At 34.4% G+C, this 17,176-nt stretch carries 22 protein-coding genes; 15 read left to right on the top strand and 7 right to left on the bottom strand.

Going from position 1 to position 17,176, the window contains the following annotated elements:
• Positions 1-96: 96 nt before the first annotated feature.
• A complete protein-coding gene (locus F0362_RS21480) occupies positions 97-1,335 on the top strand; it encodes a TolB family protein (RefSeq protein WP_000819444.1) in 1,239 nt (412 codons plus the stop codon).
• Positions 1,336-1,376: 41 nt separating this feature from the next.
• Here the strand turns inward: F0362_RS21480 and F0362_RS21475 are convergent, their stop codons facing one another.
• Both F0362_RS21475 and F0362_RS21470 read right to left on the bottom strand, forming a co-directional pair.
• Positions 1,377-1,499: a DUF4023 domain-containing protein gene (locus tag F0362_RS21475; RefSeq protein WP_000071861.1), complete on the bottom strand. Its 123-nt coding sequence runs from the start codon at positions 1,497-1,499 to the stop codon at positions 1,377-1,379.
• Between the two features lie 70 nt (positions 1,500-1,569).
• Positions 1,570-1,908: a hypothetical protein gene (locus F0362_RS21470; protein WP_000871278.1), complete on the bottom strand. Its 339-nt coding sequence runs from the start codon at positions 1,906-1,908 to the stop codon at positions 1,570-1,572.
• A 169-nt stretch (positions 1,909-2,077) separates the two neighbouring features.
• On the opposite strand from F0362_RS21470, the gene F0362_RS21465 reads away from it, so the two are divergent.
• The 3 genes from F0362_RS21465 (at position 2,078) to F0362_RS21455 (ending at position 4,000) form a co-directional block, all read left to right on the top strand.
• A complete protein-coding gene (locus F0362_RS21465) occupies positions 2,078-2,680 on the top strand; it encodes a histidine phosphatase family protein (RefSeq protein ID WP_000779723.1) in 603 nt (200 codons plus the stop codon).
• 18 nt (positions 2,681-2,698) lie between these two features.
• Positions 2,699-3,235 (top strand): hypothetical protein, encoded by a 537-nt coding sequence (locus tag F0362_RS21460; RefSeq protein WP_000935637.1) that lies wholly within the window; start codon positions 2,699-2,701, stop codon positions 3,233-3,235.
• A 264-nt stretch (positions 3,236-3,499) separates the two neighbouring features.
• A complete protein-coding gene (locus tag F0362_RS21455) occupies positions 3,500-4,000 on the top strand; it encodes a DoxX family protein (RefSeq protein ID WP_000236610.1) in 501 nt (166 codons plus the stop codon).
• Between the two features lie 41 nt (positions 4,001-4,041).
• Here the strand turns inward: F0362_RS21455 and F0362_RS21450 are convergent, their stop codons facing one another.
• Positions 4,042-4,926, bottom strand: a complete 885-nt coding sequence (locus F0362_RS21450; protein ID WP_000808868.1) for an alpha/beta fold hydrolase — start codon at positions 4,924-4,926, stop codon at positions 4,042-4,044.
• Between the two features lie 15 nt (positions 4,927-4,941).
• The gene (locus tag F0362_RS21445; RefSeq protein ID WP_000706708.1) at positions 4,942-5,775 is read right to left on the bottom strand and encodes a GNAT family N-acetyltransferase; all 834 of its coding nucleotides are present in this window, start codon (positions 5,773-5,775) and stop codon (positions 4,942-4,944) included.
• A 261-nt stretch (positions 5,776-6,036) separates the two neighbouring features.
• Between F0362_RS21445 and F0362_RS21440 the strand changes: the two genes are divergently transcribed.
• A complete protein-coding gene (locus F0362_RS21440) occupies positions 6,037-7,422 on the top strand; it encodes an alkaline phosphatase (protein ID WP_000714919.1) in 1,386 nt (461 codons plus the stop codon).
• A gap of 54 nt (positions 7,423-7,476) precedes the next feature.
• Positions 7,477-7,944 (top strand): hypothetical protein, encoded by a 468-nt coding sequence (locus F0362_RS21435; RefSeq protein WP_001210411.1) that lies wholly within the window; start codon positions 7,477-7,479, stop codon positions 7,942-7,944.
• A gap of 28 nt (positions 7,945-7,972) precedes the next feature.
• On the opposite strand, the gene F0362_RS21430 is transcribed toward F0362_RS21435, so the two are convergent.
• Complete coding sequence (locus F0362_RS21430; RefSeq protein ID WP_000456209.1) at positions 7,973-8,623, bottom strand: GTP pyrophosphokinase; 651 nt, start codon at positions 8,621-8,623, stop codon at positions 7,973-7,975.
• A gap of 350 nt (positions 8,624-8,973) precedes the next feature.
• Between F0362_RS21430 and F0362_RS21425 the strand changes: the two genes are divergently transcribed.
• The 3 genes from F0362_RS21425 to F0362_RS21415 all read left to right on the top strand — a co-directional run bounded on the left by F0362_RS21425 (position 8,974) and on the right by F0362_RS21415 (position 11,479).
• A complete protein-coding gene (locus F0362_RS21425; protein WP_000931468.1) occupies positions 8,974-9,600 on the top strand; it encodes a nitroreductase family protein in 627 nt (208 codons plus the stop codon).
• Positions 9,601-9,744: 144 nt separating this feature from the next.
• Positions 9,745-9,894 carry a 50S ribosomal protein L33 gene (rpmG, locus tag F0362_RS21420; protein ID WP_001265617.1) on the top strand — a complete coding sequence of 50 codons (150 nt, stop codon included), beginning with the start codon at positions 9,745-9,747 and terminating at the stop codon, positions 9,892-9,894.
• Positions 9,895-9,982: 88 nt separating this feature from the next.
• Entirely contained in the window at positions 9,983-11,479 is a 1,497-nt protein-coding gene (locus F0362_RS21415; RefSeq protein ID WP_131229289.1) for a YcdB/YcdC domain-containing protein, read from the top strand.
• 43 nt (positions 11,480-11,522) lie between these two features.
• Here F0362_RS21415 and F0362_RS21410 read toward each other — a convergent pair whose 3' ends face one another.
• The gene (locus F0362_RS21410) at positions 11,523-11,753 is read right to left on the bottom strand and encodes a hypothetical protein (protein ID WP_000667452.1); all 231 of its coding nucleotides are present in this window, start codon (positions 11,751-11,753) and stop codon (positions 11,523-11,525) included.
• A 260-nt stretch (positions 11,754-12,013) separates the two neighbouring features.
• Here F0362_RS21410 and sigK point away from each other — a divergent pair, with 260 nt between their 5' ends.
• Positions 12,014-12,727, top strand: coding sequence for an RNA polymerase sporulation sigma factor SigK (gene sigK, locus F0362_RS21405; protein ID WP_000051382.1), 714 nt, complete (start codon positions 12,014-12,016; stop codon positions 12,725-12,727).
• Between the two features lie 294 nt (positions 12,728-13,021).
• The gene (locus F0362_RS21400; protein WP_149889951.1) at positions 13,022-13,810 is read left to right on the top strand and encodes a phosphatidylserine decarboxylase; all 789 of its coding nucleotides are present in this window, start codon (positions 13,022-13,024) and stop codon (positions 13,808-13,810) included.
• Positions 13,811-13,948: 138 nt separating this feature from the next.
• Here F0362_RS21400 and F0362_RS21395 read toward each other — a convergent pair whose 3' ends face one another.
• Complete coding sequence (locus F0362_RS21395) at positions 13,949-14,104, bottom strand: sporulation histidine kinase inhibitor Sda (RefSeq protein ID WP_000850093.1); 156 nt, start codon at positions 14,102-14,104, stop codon at positions 13,949-13,951.
• Positions 14,105-14,350: 246 nt separating this feature from the next.
• Between F0362_RS21395 and F0362_RS21390 the strand changes: the two genes are divergently transcribed.
• From F0362_RS21390 to yhbY, 4 genes are read left to right on the top strand one after another with little or no spacing between them, the layout of a single operon-like run.
• Positions 14,351-14,863, top strand: a complete 513-nt coding sequence (locus F0362_RS21390; RefSeq protein ID WP_000765312.1) for a YqeG family HAD IIIA-type phosphatase — start codon at positions 14,351-14,353, stop codon at positions 14,861-14,863.
• 3 nt (positions 14,864-14,866) lie between these two features.
• Positions 14,867-15,973 carry a ribosome biogenesis GTPase YqeH gene (gene yqeH / locus F0362_RS21385; RefSeq protein WP_149889950.1) on the top strand — a complete coding sequence of 369 codons (1,107 nt, stop codon included), beginning with the start codon at positions 14,867-14,869 and terminating at the stop codon, positions 15,971-15,973.
• 15 nt (positions 15,974-15,988) lie between these two features.
• The gene (gene aroE / locus F0362_RS21380) at positions 15,989-16,819 is read left to right on the top strand and encodes a shikimate dehydrogenase (protein WP_000812081.1); all 831 of its coding nucleotides are present in this window, start codon (positions 15,989-15,991) and stop codon (positions 16,817-16,819) included.
• A gap of 4 nt (positions 16,820-16,823) precedes the next feature.
• Entirely contained in the window at positions 16,824-17,117 is a 294-nt protein-coding gene (gene yhbY, locus F0362_RS21375; RefSeq protein WP_000955228.1) for a ribosome assembly RNA-binding protein YhbY, read from the top strand.
• The last annotated feature ends 59 nt before the right edge of the window (positions 17,118-17,176 follow it).

Genomic DNA, 17,176 nt, shown 5'->3' with positions numbered 1-17,176 from the left:
TTTCTTGGGAAATTTTTTCTGATTATGTCGAATAGGTATTTTTTACATATTGTAGGTGGACATTGAGGAATGCTATGAGGGAAATGGAGGGGTATTATGAAACGGTTCATAGTAAGCGTTGGTACAATGTTAGTCTTATTTTTATGTTCAATCATTAATAGTAGCGCAGAAAATAATGAAGCGAAAATTGCTTTTATTCGTCATCATGACCTCTGGATTAAAGTTGAGGGGAAAGAGAAACAACTTACAAAAGGAGAGTATATAACAGGGCCAAAGTGGTCTCATGATGGAGAGTGGCTGGCATATGTAAAAGGAAAGAAAGAAGGTAGTCTTGAGTTATATCGGCTGAAAGATGGAAAGAAAGTTACGCCGTTTCACTCAGAAGCATCGAATTATCAATGGTCACCAACAGAAAATATAATTGCATTTATATTTACAGGTACATTAAATACATTTGATGTAGAAAAAAAGAATACAGATTTTGAAAATGTATCGGCAGGTGTAGGAGATTATGCATGGTATCCTGATGGAAAGAAGTTTTTTGTATCATCTGAAGCACATTTACTTCCAACAGGGTGGACAGGAGCCCAGCTATATGAAGTACAAAAAGATGCACATATGAATCCTCATAAAATGAAGCATTTGTATGCATTACCAAATGAACATGATGATTTCCTAGCATTAGTTGCAAGTGGCTTTCGGTGGTCGCCAGATCAAAAGTGGATTTCATTTTTAGCAGTACCGACAGCTTCATGGTCAGCTGATAGCAATACGCTTTGCTTAGTTCGTGCAGATGGTAGTCGTTTTGAAAAGGTAGATCAAATGTTATTAAACACACAATGGTTCAAATGGGCGCCAGCCAACAATATATTGGCCTATATTGAAGGAAGCGGGAGAGTTGCGTTAGAGAATAAACATTTAAAAGTAAAAGAATTGCCAGCACTTCAACAGAACACATTTACACCGAAAGGATATGTCGATTGGGATTTTACATGGAAGAATGATAACGTAATTATCGTTTCACGAGCAAAAGAGGCGGGGATAGAAACTCCACCAGAAAAAAGACCACTACCATCTTTATATGAAATCGATAGTACAAGCGACGAACAACATCGAATCACAAAGCCACCTCATAGGCAAGGAGATTATCATCCGCTCTTCATGAATAAGAGTAATCAATTAATATGGATACGTTCAGACCGTAAGAAAGCGGATGTATGGCTTGCTCATAAAGATGGAAAGCATGAAATGAAGTGGATTGAAAATATAGATGTACCAGAGTGGTATTATGAGAAATGGAATTGGGAAAATGTTATCTCGGTGAAAGAAGAATAAAAAACCTGCCTAAAAGATAATTTTAGGCAGGTTTTTTATTGTTATTTATGTGTTTTATTTGGCTTCTTTTTCGCTGGGTTTCCGTTCCCCTGACGTTTTCTATTTTGTTCATCTTTTGCTTGTTTTTCATGCAGTGTATCTAAAAAATCATTCGAGTTACTCATTTTTCTATCGCTCCTTTCATTTCGTCCTAATTACTATAACCATTTAGGAGGATAATCATGAGATAAAAAGTTAAGCGCTTAATTTTCTTCGGTAGTATATGTAAAAGATGCCATACGTAATAAATAGCATAAATAAAATTTGTAACTCTATATTTTCTTTTAAAATAGTTGCGATAGAAGATGGTAAGTAAGGTGATGTATTGTTTGTTTCTACACCTAACCATTTGTTTAAGAGGTTAATGGTACAAAACATAAAAACACCGGACCAGCTTGCAATAATTGCTTTCTGTTTAATTTTTGTTTCTCGTTCATCATCTGTAATCCAAGGATTAGCAGTTTTATCACTACTAAAAAATCCGTTTATATATCCCCATATAATCATTCCAATTAAGATGGTTATCCATTTCATATTTATAATTCCCCTCTTCCTTGTAAAAAGTATTTTACATATGCAATTGTAATATTTTCCTGTTATTTATGTCAAATACTTTTTACATATTGTTTTTTTATAGCAGGAATAATGAATGAGATAGGGAAGAAATTATGTTGAAGGATTTCATGGAGAGAGGAGGATGGGTATGAAACTCGTCTTTGTTCGGCACGGTGAAGGAGAACATACAAAGGATTTGCCGGCAAGTTTACAAATGTTGAATCCATCATTAACGGATGAGGGAAGGAATCAGGCTGGATTCATTCAATTCAATGTACCATTACAGAAAACAGATATATTAATCGCTAGCCCTACACTTAGAACTTTACAAACGGCGGCGATATGGAGTGAGAAAGTAGCTTGTCAAAAAATCGTTCATCCATATGCATCCCCACGTATTTTTCCTTATCGAGAAGGAGCGAAAACATTACCATGTGATCACATAGTAGATCAAGGAATAATAACAAATTTATTTCCACATTTTTCGATTGCGAAAAGTACAAATAAGCAGTTATGGACGGAAGGTATAAATACTATTTCAGAGAATCGTTTTCAGCAAATAGTAGATGAATTTCTTCTTTGGTGTTATGAGCTGGGGGCGGAAAGAATTTGCATTGTATCTCACGACGGGACAATTACAGCGTATCGGCAATATTTACAGAAAGTCGTTTTAACTAGATCTGATTTTTTGAAAGAAACGGGTATATATAAAATGGATGTATCCCTTAATAGTTTGATTGAGGAGATCTAATTATAGGATGGAGGGTGTATGTTGAATGTTGCACTAGTAGTTGGCTTTAATTCTGATTTAGAGGCACAATCAATCCGAGCATCGCTTGAATATTTTGGGGCAAGAGTTGTGACATATTGGATTGGTAGGCCGAATGATTTCGTGGAAATTCTTTCTGGAAAGAACTTATATAACGATATCAATTATGTTGTTTTTTGCTTTCATGGTGAGGAAGGAAAGTTTGTCATGGAAGAGTTAGGTGAAGATATTTACGAACAAGATGAACCGAGAGGGAACTTTGGAGCGAAAGAAATTTATAAATATGCAAAATTGCATAATACACATATTGTAAATAGTGGGTGCACGTTAGGGGAGGGGAAATTAGCAGAATCATTTTTATATAGTGGCGCGAAATCGTATATTGGGTCGATAGATTACGTAGATGGGAATGCAGCGCTTATGTTTACAATACGCTTATTTTACAGTGTTATTAACCATGACAAAACGTTAGAAGAAGCCTTTCAAGAAGCGAGATTAATTGATGAAGAGACCGATACTTTTCGATTATATAAGTAGTGCGAGACGTGTTTATTTAAATATAGAATAAACACGTTTCACATTTAGCACACATTTTTTTTACAATTTTTTCAATGAAAATGATTATCACCTGTGGTATGATATGTTCAAGTTTTTATAGGTAATAAAAGTTACTATATAAACGTTAGTTTTTAATGTTTAATATGTATGACACAAATTATTCATAATTAACGTTTGAAAAATAAGTAACTAATGTTATTATATTATCTGTAACTGACTTAATTACACCTTTAGGAGGAAGATATGGTTATTCAATTTTTAAGAGAAAACAAAGCAGTTTCTTTTGTATTAGCAGTAATTCGAGTATATCTTGGTTACACATGGTTAATGGCTGGAATTGGTAAACTACAAGGAAAAGGATTCGATGCAACGGGTTATTTACAAGGTGCAATTGAAAAATCTAAAGGAGCACAACCGGCTGTTCAATCTTGGTGGGCATCATTTTTACAAGAATTTGCAATTCCAAATGTAGATTTGTTTAATACACTTGTAACATGGGGAGAAATTTTAGTTGGAATTGGTTTAATTGTAGGCTGTTTAACAAAAACAGCGGTCTTTTTTGGCCTTGTAATGAACTTTTCCTATATGTTTAGTGGGTCAATCGGTGTGAACCCTGAGATGGTTATCTTATCTATGTTTGTTCTTGTTTCCGGTATGAACGCTGGGAAATTTGGAATGGATGGTTTCATTATCCCGAAAGTATTGGGATCAAAAACTCAAAAACGTCAAAAGCAAGCTGCTTAATATATGAAAACGGGTATCTCAAAATGAGATACCCGTTTATGTTATTTTTCAAATTGGATCGGATTATTGTTAAAGAAGTCTTTTACATACCCTACAAATTCTTGTGGTTCTTGGCGAAATGGTGCGTGATAACCTTTTTCAATAATATGTAAAGTGCTGTTTGTTAAGAATTGGTGATACGTTTCTCCTTCTTTCCAAGAAACGCTACTATCATTTCTTCCCCATATAATTAAAGTTGGTTGTTTCATTTCATTTGCATTGATTTTAAGTCGTCTAGGCCATAACTTCATTTTATTATAATGCTCTTCATCATTACGCTTGAATTTCACTTTGCTCTCATCATAATCTGCAATTGAAGAAACGGCACTTAAATCAGTCGACAACTGTGGCTTTGGTGATCCTTGTTTATGAACGAATGTATGAGGGCCACCTGTAGCGTCAGTTAAAATAAGGTGGGTAACCGCTTCAGGGTATAAATATGTTAAATTAAGAGAAATTTCTCCACCCATCGAATGCCCTAATATTGCGAATGAATCATACCCTAGTTTTTTCATTAACTTATAATACAAATTTGCATGAGTTGGGAAAGAATAATAAAAATCCATCGGCTTAGATGAACGCCCGAATCCTAAAGCATCTACAGAAATAATCGTATGATCTTTTGCTAAATCGGAATAAATCTTTTGGAAACCATCTGATGATCCTCCAAATCCATGGATCATAAGTAAAGGTGGTTTTTCATTACCGATTTTTTTAAAGTAAATCGTTTGACCGTCTATTTCTACCATTTTTTCCTCGGTAGCTAGTTTTGCTGTAATTGTATTTTTAACTTGTTTTACTTGTTCTACTGGCTTTTCTGCTGCACTACATCCTACTAATAGTGTAAGAGTAAGACAACCTACCATAAAATAGCTAAACTGCTTCAATTAGTTGTCTCCTTTCTAACATAATGCTGTATCTATCACAGCAAATAGCATATTACGATTTCCAGGAAGTTGGCTACCATTTTTTATCATAAGAGGTGAAAGGAGCGTTTCTTGGAAATTGTCTGTTTGAAGAAAGTTACGAAATGTAAATTGTGAATGCGGGACATCAATTCGTACGATACCATGCCAACACTCACAAATCTTTTTTAATAATCGAATAGCATCTTCCTCTTGTTTTGCGATAAGTGGATTGATACATAAAATATTCCCTTTCTGTATACAGAAGGAAAAAGCTTCTATACAGTTATTTCTCTCAATTTTAAAAGAGTGTACAGCTCTTGGTAATAATAATGAGTAGAGTAGAGAGCGATTGGCACCAGTTACAATTTCATCGAGAGAGGTAATAGAGATAAGGTCTTTTTCTTTCACTTGTTGTGTTTGAACGGTATTCGTCTTAGTAGTTTGTTTTTCAAAACGATGTATCGTCGTTACTGTTTGAAATCCGCATGATGTGTATAAGGGCTCGCCAGCTTTTGTTGCAATAAGTGCAATTGGTTGTTTTGAGTGAGCGTGTTTCAAACAGCTATCTAGTAACATACGTCCAATTCCTCGTCCTTGAAAATGAGGATGAACGATTAACATGCCAATGGAAGAAAAGCTACTTGTAAAGGGAAATACACCTCCAGTTGCAATGAGTTTATTTTCATGAATATAACCTACAAGTGTGCCAATAGAGAGGTACATTTTGAATTGTTTTTTCATAAAGATTTCATCTTGTAACCATCCAACAGATTTGCAAAGATTGAGTAATTCAACAATGAAAGATTCATTTAGCTTTACTATTTTCATAAAAGTACACCACATTTCTATTTGTTTTCATAAAAATAGATTCGAAATGTAAAATAAGAGGTTTACGTTAAAGGGAATCCAACTTGTTTATATTTAGATTGTAAAGGGAACGATGCTTGATATGAAAAGACAAACTTATACAAATTATAACTTATATTTACATAAGTTAACAAAAAATTTACATATAACTAATTTTCCCTTAACAGTCTTCTATTAAATTTGATAGTGGGAAATGAATAACCTAATTAGGGGGACAAGACAGTGAAAAAGTTTGTAAAAAAAGCATGGCCATTTGCAGTTGTGGCGTCGTTAGCAGTTACTTCGGTAGCAACATGGAATTTTACACGTTCTAGTGAGGTTAATGCAGATGAGAGCGGAAACAATGCAAAGATTAAAAATGTTATTGTGTTAATTGGAGATGGCATGGGTCCTTCATATATGACGGCTCATCGTTATATGAAGGATAATCCAAAAACATTCGAGATGGAATCTACAGAATTTGATAAGCATCTTGTAGGAACACAAAAAACATATCCGGAAGATGAACATGAAAATATTACAGACTCTGCATCAGCGGCAACAGCTATGTCAGCAGGGATTAAAACATATAATGCGGCAATTGCGGTTGATAATGATAAAGCAGAAGTGAAAACTGTTCTTGAACAAGCGAAAGAAAAAGGGAAATCAACGGGACTTGTTGCGACTTCTGAAATTACACATGCAACACCAGCTGCTTTCGGTGCTCATGATATTAGCCGTAAAAATATGGACGCAATTGCAAATGATTATTTTGATGAAAAAATTAAAGGGAAGCATAAAGTTGATGTTATGCTTGGCGGCGGTGTAAAGAACTTTGTTAGAAAAGATCGTAATCTTACAGAAGAGTTTAAGAAATCTGGTTATAGCTACGTAACAGATCGAGATCAATTGTTAAATGATAAAAATGATCAAATCCTTGGTTTATTTGCACCAGGCGGTTTAGATAAAATGATTGATCGCAATGAGAAAACACCTTCACTAGAAGAAATGACGAATGCAGCAATTGAACGTTTAAACAAAAACAAAGATGGTTTCTTCTTAATGGTTGAAGGAAGTCAAATCGACTGGGCTGGGCATGATAATGATATTGTCGGTGCAATGAGTGAAATGGAGGACTTTGAAAAAGCATTTAAAGCAGCGATTGAGTTTGCGAAAAAAGATAAAAATACGTTAGTCGTTGCAACCGCAGACCACGCTACAGGTGGATTATCTCTAGGTGCGAATGGTGAGTACAACTTTAAAGTAGATCCAATTAAAGCTGCAAAACGTACACCAGACTTTATGGCAAATGAGATTGCAAAAGGTGCAAATGTAGAAGAAACATTGAAAAAATATATCGATTTACAATTAACACCAGAAGAAATTAAAGCTGTAAATGATATAGCTCCATCAAAAGATGTAACGAAGATTGATAATGCGATTGAAGATATCTTCAATAAGCGTTCGGTTACAGGGTGGACAACAGGTGGACATACAGGTGAAGATGTAAACGTATATGCATTTGGACCAGGTAAATACTTATTCTCCGGTGTTCAAGAGAATACAAATATAGCGAAACGTGTCTTTGATATTGTTGGTGGTGGCGACCCGAATAAAGGAAGACGCTAATTATGAACGAAAGTGAGGCAAAATGCCTCACTTTTCTTTTTAGGAGATGGACAGATGAGATTTTTTTTACGGAATTTAAGTTTTCTTCTATTCTTTGTATTATTGCTAGTTGGATGTCAACCTCAAGAGAATAATATAGAACAAAAACCTACTACGAAAAAAACTGAAGAAAAAGTACAGATAACGAAAGAGGAAGAACAGTCTATTCAAGATGTTATTGAGGCATTTGTACGGACGACGAATGAACGAAAATTTGCTGAACATATGGAGTTATTTTCAAAGAAGCTACCTAGTGCCGAAGACTTAAAAACACAAAAAGAAGCAGCTTTTCAAAAAGGAAATAAAAAAATTGAATTGGAACATATAGATATGAAAGCTAGTAAAGCAGGATATATCATTGTTGAAACAAAGGAAAAAGAATTAGATGGGGAAATTGCTATTCAAAAGAAAGTACAGTATGCGCTTGGAAAAGAAGATGAGACCTGGAAGATCGAAGAGGTCCGCACGATAGAGAAGAAATAAAAAAGGTTCTCCTTGAAGAGAACCTTTTTTATAGTGGTAACAGAATTTGATTTGAGCATGCTTCAATGTCATCAATATCTTGGCGAATGGTTGCCATTTTATTATCAAGATCTTCAGCTTTCATTGCTGCATCATGTAGTTCATCTTTTAAATATTCAGGTATATTTCCTTCATATTTATAATAAAGTTTATGTTCTAAACTTGCCCAAAAGTCCATTGCAAGTGTACGTAACTGAATTTCTGCAAATACATCTTTTGTACCAGAATTTAGTGATAAGGGATACTTAATAATCATGTGTAAACTTTTATATCCGTTTCCTTTTGGGTTAGCGATATAATCTTTTACTTCTATGACTTCCATATCCTCACGCTTTTGAATTACTTCTTTTAAATGATAGATGTCTTCTACGAAGCAACATGTAATACGAATACCAATGATATCTTGCAAATTTGTTTGAGCATTTTCAATTGTTGGCAATAAGTTTTTTCGCTCTAGCTTTTTTATAATACTTTCAGGTTGTTTTAGTCTAGTTTTTATATGTTCAAACGGGTTGTAATCCTCTAAAAATTGAGCTTCCCGGTTCATAATTTCAAATTTTGTTTTTAACTCTTCTAAAGCAAATGTATACGGTAATACAAAAGCTTTCCAGTAGTTAACTGTTGATTGATTATATTCCATTTATATACACACCTTTTCCTATTTACAAGTGAGGTTGTTATTTATACTAAATACCAAATCATATAAGCGCAAGCAGCAAATGATGAGATCATAAAACGATATTTAGTTTTCATACTTTCAACTCCTTTCGAGTGAGATTCTATATGAGTAAACGTGATTGTTAATAAATTCACTATGTACAACTTCTATAGTAATAGATTCATGTGAATTTCGTATGAACTAATTGTTTCAGCTTTTTGTCTTTTTTTTGTAAATCATAATTATTATCTGTAATTTAAAGTGTTTTAATTTGATTTATTCATTTGTATAAATTAATGTATATTTAAATTTATAGTTATTAAGGAGGATATATGTTGAACTTTGAAGAATTGGCAACTGCTAGGCGTTCCGCAATGAAATTTATACAAGGCATAGAAATCCCTGATGAGGATTTTAAAAAAATATTTGAGTTAACAAAGCTTTCCCCCTCTTGTTATAATTTGCAACATGCACATTATGTCGTAATTCGTGATCAAGAGCGAAAAGAAAAATTAAAAGAATTAGCTTTCGGACAATATAAAGTAGCGAGTGCATCTGCTGTAGTGCTTGTTTGTGGTGATAAGAGAGCGTATCAAAATGTTGAAAATATTTATTTTGGTATGAAGGTTTTAAAAATGATTGATGAATGTGAATATGAAGATACAATTAGGCAAACGAAAGGGTTATATGAAAGAAAAGGAGAGCGCTTCATGGAAGAGGAAGCGATTAGAAATGCTTCGTTAAGCGCAATGACTTTTATGTACGCTGCTAAATATTACGGCTATGATACGTGTCCAATGATTGGTTTTGATGAAAAAGCAGTACAAAATGAGTTGAATATGCCAGGGCATATAGTACCTGTTTTAATGGTTACGATAGGGAAAAGTGATACCACTAAAATTCGTCCTAGAGGATATCGAAAGCCAATTAGCGAGTTCGTTACATACGAATCGTTTTAATCAAAATGATAGATTACTAAAAACAAAAGGGTTCTATTTAGAATCCTTTTGTTGTGTGATTGACAAATAGAATGAAGTTATATAATATATAAATCGTAATCATTACGTTTTAGTTGCAATCTTTGAAAGAGAGGAGAATTACATATGCGTGTAAATATTACATTAGCTTGTACGGAGTGCGGTGATCGTAATTACATTTCTAAAAAAAATAAACGAAACAATCCCGAGCGCATCGAACTAAAAAAATATTGTCCACGATTAAAGCGAGTAACGTTACATCGTGAAACGAAGTAAAAGACTAGAGATTTCTCTAGTCTTTTTTTATTAATAAGTTTTGGATTTGTTTGTTATAATTACCTTAAATTGTAACGCAGGGAGAGGTATGATGAATCAAAAAGATAAAGAAAGAAAAGATCAAGTGGCTCATATGATTGACATTCCAGATGAATATAGGCTTGTTGTAGATGATCAAGAAGGTGTGGATGACCCATATCATCTAGTATGGTGGGAGCATAAAGAGGATGAGGAGAGAACGATACAAATTACGTTGAATAGACATACTGGTAATTTAATTGAATTTAGTATAGATGATGAAATTTATTTTTCGAGTGGTAAGGAAGCGATAGATGAGAATAAAGCAAGAGAGATTGCAAATGCATTCTTAAAAAAATATACAAAAGAAGGATATGAGTTTTATACATATATAACGGTTAAGGATGACAGGCGTGGGTGGAAAGAAGTAAATTATATGCAAGAAGTGAATGGCTACCCATTACGGAATGCAGGGTGTGTTGTGCGAGTTCATCCTTCAGGCAATGTTGTACATTTTCGTTATAATGGACAAAAAGCTATTGAGAAAAAACCGTTATGGCCAAGTGAAATTGTTGAGGAGAACGTCGTTTTAGAAAATCTGAAAGCTAGACAAGATATGAGACTTGTATTTGTAGATTTAACACATTCCTCATGTAAATATGAAAATGGTGAGGAAGTAAAAGGGTATCATCTCGTATATGAACCAGAACCTAGTCATGCGTTTATTGATGCAAGTACAGGTAAAGATTTGTTTGGAACAGATCATTATAAATTGCCTCTAACTGTAGCTGTTGAAAACCCGAAAAAAGGTATTCGACAAGATGATATATTCGATTTGTTTGATTGGGATAAAGAAAATTTTACAAAAGTTGCTGAGAAGGAAAATGATTATGAAATAAGGATGAAATTTGTTCCGAAAGAGGAATTACAGAAACAGAAAGAAGAAAAGAATCCATATTTAATGAATGAATTTTTTAAAAAGCATTTACCGATGTTAAAATATAATAATTTTGTTGGCATTATGATTGATAAATCTACCAATGAATTAACTGGTTTTATAAAACTGACAGACGATAATGAAGTAAAGCAAATACTGTCTAGAGAGGAATGCATACAAAAAGCACTTCAATTTTTGGAACAAGTTATTCCAGATGTCACACAATATCTACGTCTTTGGGAAGAACGTGAAGAAGCAGAAGATGGGATTGAAAGGTTTACCTTTTCCGTATATGTGAATGGTATTCCAGCAGAGTATAACCAATTTAGAGTCAATATCAATGCAGAAAATGGTGCTGTGATGCACTACTCCGGAGAGTCTAGCAAATTTATAAAAGAATTACTTACATATGAAACAACAATAAAAATAACAAAAGAAAAAGCGCTAGAAATATACAGAGGGGCCATGCGAGTGAATTTAGAATGGTTTTTAGAAAATGATGTAGAGGAAACGAACTACGTACTACTGTATAAACAAACAACGGATGAAAATCATAAAGAATCCTTCGATTGTAGTCGAGAAATTCGTTATATTGATGCGCATACTGGGGAGAAAATTTGGAGTGAATAAGGAAAAGGTCTTCGAGAGAAGACCTTTTTTTAGAAATAACGATTTATTCTTCGTATATATCGATTTTGTATAACCACTTTTGTACACTAGCAGGTGGTCCTTCTGTTCTCCACTTTGTTGTGCACATTCCACAGGAACAGTGAATTTTTCCTTTTGCAAAAATACCAGCTGTTTTAGGTGTATGTCCCCATGCATGTTTTACGATAATCATCTTTCGGCGCATCGTACGCTGACGTTGGTGCCTTGTATAAGCACGTGTTCTTTCAAATTTCATATTTGTATAATCCCTCCTTGTAGTACAAGTAGCTTGCAAGAGCGTACAAGGAGTTCATCTCTTACCAGCTACTTATGAACAAGAGGGTAATGAAATGTTTCATATTCCACTCTCCAATCTTTTGTTTAAGTATATGTAGCAAAGCTTTTTGAGACAAATATTATGCGTAAAAACATATTGGAATGATATCGTACAGACACAAACAACCTCACGCCCACATACACATAATAAAGACCACTATTTTGGCGGAGGTGAAAGGTTTGAGTCTATTCGCCGCAATTGGATATATGGTTCGAGAAGTGTTTGTCTTTGTTTCTTATGTGAAGAACAATGCGTTCCCGCAGCCGTTATCATCAGATGATGAGAGAAAGTACTTAGAGTTAATGGAGCAAGGTGATGCTCAAGCGAGAAATCTTTTAATTGAACATAATTTACGGCTTGTAGCTCATATCGTTAAAAAATTTGAAAACACAGGAGAAGATGCAGAAGATTTAATTTCAATTGGTACAATTGGGCTCATTAAAGCAATTGAGAGTTATTCAGCAGGGAAAGGAACAAAGCTTGCGACGTATGCAGCACGCTGTATTGAAAACGAAATTTTGATGCATTTACGTGTACTAAAGAAAACGAAAAAAGACGTTTCACTTCATGATCCGATCGGGCAAGATAAAGAGGGGAATGAAATATCGCTTATTGATATATTAAAATCTGAGTCTGAAGATGTAATTGATATGATTCAGCTTAGTATGGAGTTAGAAAAGATTAAAGAGTATATCGATATTTTAGACGAACGAGAGAAAGAAGTTATCGTAAAGCGCTTTGGACTTGGGCTTGATAAGGAGAAAACGCAGCGGGAGATTGCGAAGGCACTTGGTATTTCAAGGAGCTACGTATCAAGAATTGAAAAGCGTGCGTTAATGAAAATGTTCCATGAATTTGTAAGAGCAGAGAAAGAGAAAAAAGCGAAAGAATAATGTGCATTGCAAGCAGCCAAATTTTAAAATGGGCTGCTTTTCTTTTTGTAAATAAGGAAAGAAAACGAGTTGTATTAAGAAGAAATACATGTTCACTGTTGAAAATGACGGATTCTATCTGTAATATTAGAGGGTGCTAAACAATTTAAGAATAATACCATACTTAACTTAGTTTTCGATTTGCATAATGAACAGTTCTATATGATATGTGGGAATAAGAACCAGTTTTACATATGATATAGAAAGAAAATAAGGGAAAACTAAAGTTATAGACTGGTTAGGAGGTTTCGCAATTTGCGACGTACATTATATCGACTTATGATAGAACTTACAAATGGTCGCTTTACTTCTTATATATTACGTAAATTTGCACAATCTCGTTTGAGCTCCATCATAATTCCATCATATGCGAAAGTTTTTCAAATTAATCAAGATGAGATGGAAAAGGGTTTGAAGGAATATAGAACATTGCATGACTTATTTACGCGTAGGCTAAAAGAAGGAAAGCGTAGTATTGATACAGATACATCGAGTATCGTTAGCCCTGTTGATGGTGTTTTTGCTGACCACGGTCCTATTGAGGATACAAAAACATTTGATATTAAAGGTAAGCGTTATTCAATTGTGGATATGCTAGGTAATGAAGAACGTGCAAAGCGATATGCAGGCGGTACATACATGGTCATTTATTTGAGTCCAAGTCATTATCATCGCATTCATAGTCCACTTTCTGGGGCTGTGACTGAAAGATTTGTACTCGGTAGAAAATCATATCCGGTAAATGCAACTGGTATGGAATACGGTAAAGAACCACTGTCAAAAAATTATCGTTCTGTTACAGAAGTGAATAGTGACGGCGAACATATGGCACTTGTAAAAGTAGGGGCTATGTTTGTTAATAGTATTGAGCTTTTGCATGAAAGAAGTACTGTTCAAAAAGGTGAAGAAATGGCATACTTTACATTTGGTTCAACAGTTGTATTATTGTTTGAAAAAGATATGATAGAAGTAGTGCAGAATTTGAAGAGCGGACAAGAACTTCGTCTCGGTGAAAAAATTGCTACTCGATTAACTCACAAGTAAAGAGAAGATTTTATAATCGTAAATAAGAGTTATGGACAAAGATGCTTAATGATGAAATCCCCTAGATGGGAGTACTTGTTTATTCGAGAGCCATCGTAGGATGGCTCTTTTTACAGGTTATTAGTAATCTATATGTACTCAAGAAGATTTGGCAAGCTTGTCCTCTAATGAGCGTCTAATAATTTCTTGTTTTATAAGTAAAATGAAGTCGGGATTTAATTTTAGTTCTTTTGCTTTATAATAAGACTCAGTGAGTAACTCAGTAGATAACTGTTCCATATGTTTTGTTTTCAAGGTGAGTCACCTCCTAATAATATAAGGATTGATTCGTTGTTGCATTTAATGTACCAAAAAAATATGACAGTCACAAACAAGTGGTTATCCACATACCACAGTGGATAAATTGTGTATAGATTGTTAGTAAATTCCAAATTGACTGAAAAATTAATGTGGAAAGTGTGTACAATTTTATCCACAGGTTGTATATCGAAAAATGTTGTCGAAAAATTTTATGAAAAATCCTCAAAGAGGTGAAAGAAATTGAAATTATTTTTACCAAATGAATATGTGAAAAATGTATATCATGTTCAACCAGAAGATTTGAAAAAACGTGGAATTAAAGGAGTTATTACTGATTTAGATAACACGTTAATTGAATGGGATCGTCCAAATGCAACGCCGCAACTTGAAGAGTGGTTTTTAAAAATGAAAGAGCAAGGCATTCAAGTAACGGTCGTTTCGAATAATAATGAGCAACGTGTGAAAGACTTTGCTGATCCATTAAATATTCCATTTATTCATAGTGCACGTAAACCATTTGTTCGTGCATTTAAGCGTGCGATACAAGAGATGCACCTGCAGCCGGATGAAGTTGTAGTAATTGGGGATCAGTTGCTTACAGATGTGCTTGGTGGAAATCGTGTAGGACTTCATACAATCTTAGTTGTGCCAGTAGCGCAAACGGATGGATTGGTGACTCGCTTTAATCGAAAAATTGAACGAAGAATTATGAAAAATATGAAGAAAAAAGGTTTAATTAACTGGGAGGAATAAAGTTTGACTGAAACAATTAAATGTATTGGTTGCGGTGTAGAAATTCAAACAGAAAATAAAAATGAAGTTGGGTATGCGCCTGCCTCATCTTTAGAAAAAGAGCAAGTGATTTGTCAACGCTGTTTTCGCTTGAAACATTACAATGAAATTCAAGATGTATCGCTAACAGATGATGACTTCCTACGCATTCTAAATGGAATTGGAAGGTCAGATGCATTAGTAGTCAAGATTGTAGATATTTTTGATTTTAGTGGTAGCTGGTTACCTGGCTTACATCGTTTCGTAGGAAATAATAAAGTATTACTTGTAGGAAATAAGGCGGATTTAATTCCTAAGTCAGTAAAACATGATAAAGTAAAGCATTGGATGCGCTATAGTGCAAAGCAGTTAGGATTAAAGCCAGAGGATGTCTTTTTAATTAGTGCAGCGAAGGGACAAGGGATTGCTGAATTAGCGGATGCTATTGAGTATTATCGCGACGGCAAAGATGTTTACGTTGTTGGATGTACGAATGTAGGAAAATCTACATTTATTAATCGTATGATTAAAGAATTTAGTGATGAGACTGAAAATGTAATTACAACATCTCATTTCCCAGGAACAACACTTGACTTAATTGATATTCCATTAGACGAAGAATCTTCTTTATATGATACGCCAGGTATTATTAACCACCATCAAATGGCTCATTATGTTGGAAAGGAAAGCTTAAAGCTTATTACACCAACAAAAGAAATTAAGCCGATGGTATTCCAATTAAATGAGGAACAAACATTATTCTTTAGTGGATTGGCACGCTTTGATTATGTAAGTGGTGGTCGTCGTGCGTTTACTTGTCACTTCTCAAATCGTTTAACAATTCATCGTACAAAGCTTGAGAAAGCAGATGAATTGTATAAAAATCATGCCGGAGATTTACTAAGCCCGCCAACACCAGAAGAATTAGAAAATATGCCTGAGCTGGTGAAATACGAGTTTAATATTCGTGAACCGAAAACGGACGTTGTATTCTCTGGATTAGGATGGGTTACTGTAAACGAATCAGGAGCAAAAATTGTTGCTCACGTACCAAAAGGAGTAAGTGTTTCATTGCGTAAATCTTTAATTTAATATGGAGAGGGATTTATGAAACAATTATATGGTGTAATCGGAAATCCAATTGGACATTCATTATCGCCCGTTATGCATAACGATGCATTTGAACACTTGAATATGGATGCCCATTATCATGCGTTTCTTGTAGAAGAAGGGCTAGGGGAAGCAGTAAGAGGTTTAAAAGCGTTAGGTATTTCAGGATTTAATGTAACAACTCCGCACAAAGTTGCTATTATGGATTATTTGGATGAGATTGACCCACTAGCAAGGCAAATTGGTGCAGTAAATACAGTGGTTCATAAGGATGGAAAATTAATTGGCTACAATACAGATGGAATCGGTTTTGTCCGAGCCTTACAGTCAATTAGTAGTGAACCACTTCAAGAGAAACGTATTTTATTACTTGGCGCTGGTGGTGCTAGCCGAGCTATTTATTTTTCTCTTGCTGATGTAGGTGTGAAAGAAATTGATGTAGCAAATCGTACAGTCGATAAGGCGAAAGAACTTATTGCTGCATGTGCGGCTGATGTTCATTCTGTTGCTTTATCGTTAGAAAAAGCGACAGAAGAACAAGGGAATTATGATATTATCATTCAGACGACAACAAGAGGTATGCATCCGCATGTCGAACATACGCCATTACAAATTTGTTCGTTAAAAGAAGGAACAATTGTATCAGATATAATTTATAATCCATTTGAAACGAAAATTTTATGTGAGGCAAAAGAGCAAGGTGCAATCATTCAAAATGGTATTGATATGTTTGTTTATCAAGGGGCACTTGCATTTGAAATGTGGACAGGACGCGTGCCAAATATTGATAGAATGAAACAATTAGTAATGAGAAAGCTTGGAGGCTAATTATATGTTAACAGGAAAACAAAAAAGATTTTTACGTGCACAGGCACATCATTTAACACCAATTTTTCAGGTTGGAAAAGGCGGCGTAAATGAAAATATGGTGAAACAAATTGGAGAAGCATTAGAGGTTCGTGAATTATTTAAAGTGAGCGTGCTACAAAATTGTGAATTCGATCGTCGTGAAGTTGCAGAAGAACTTGCACAAGGTGCACGTGCTGAAATCGTTCAAGTAATTGGAAGCACAATTGTTTTATATAAAGAATCAAGAGAAAATAAACAAATTAAGCTTCCTCGATAAAAAGATTAGCATGCGGTACTTTTATTGCTAGTGCTTAATGATGTAGAGAGCGAAACCAA

It is taken from the genome of Bacillus sp. BS98, from assembly GCF_008432245.1.
Lineage (GTDB): Bacteria > Bacillota > Bacilli > Bacillales > Bacillaceae_G > Bacillus_A > Bacillus_A toyonensis.
The sequence above is the reverse complement of the archived record's forward strand: the minus strand, read 5'-3'. Positions and strand labels throughout refer to the sequence as shown.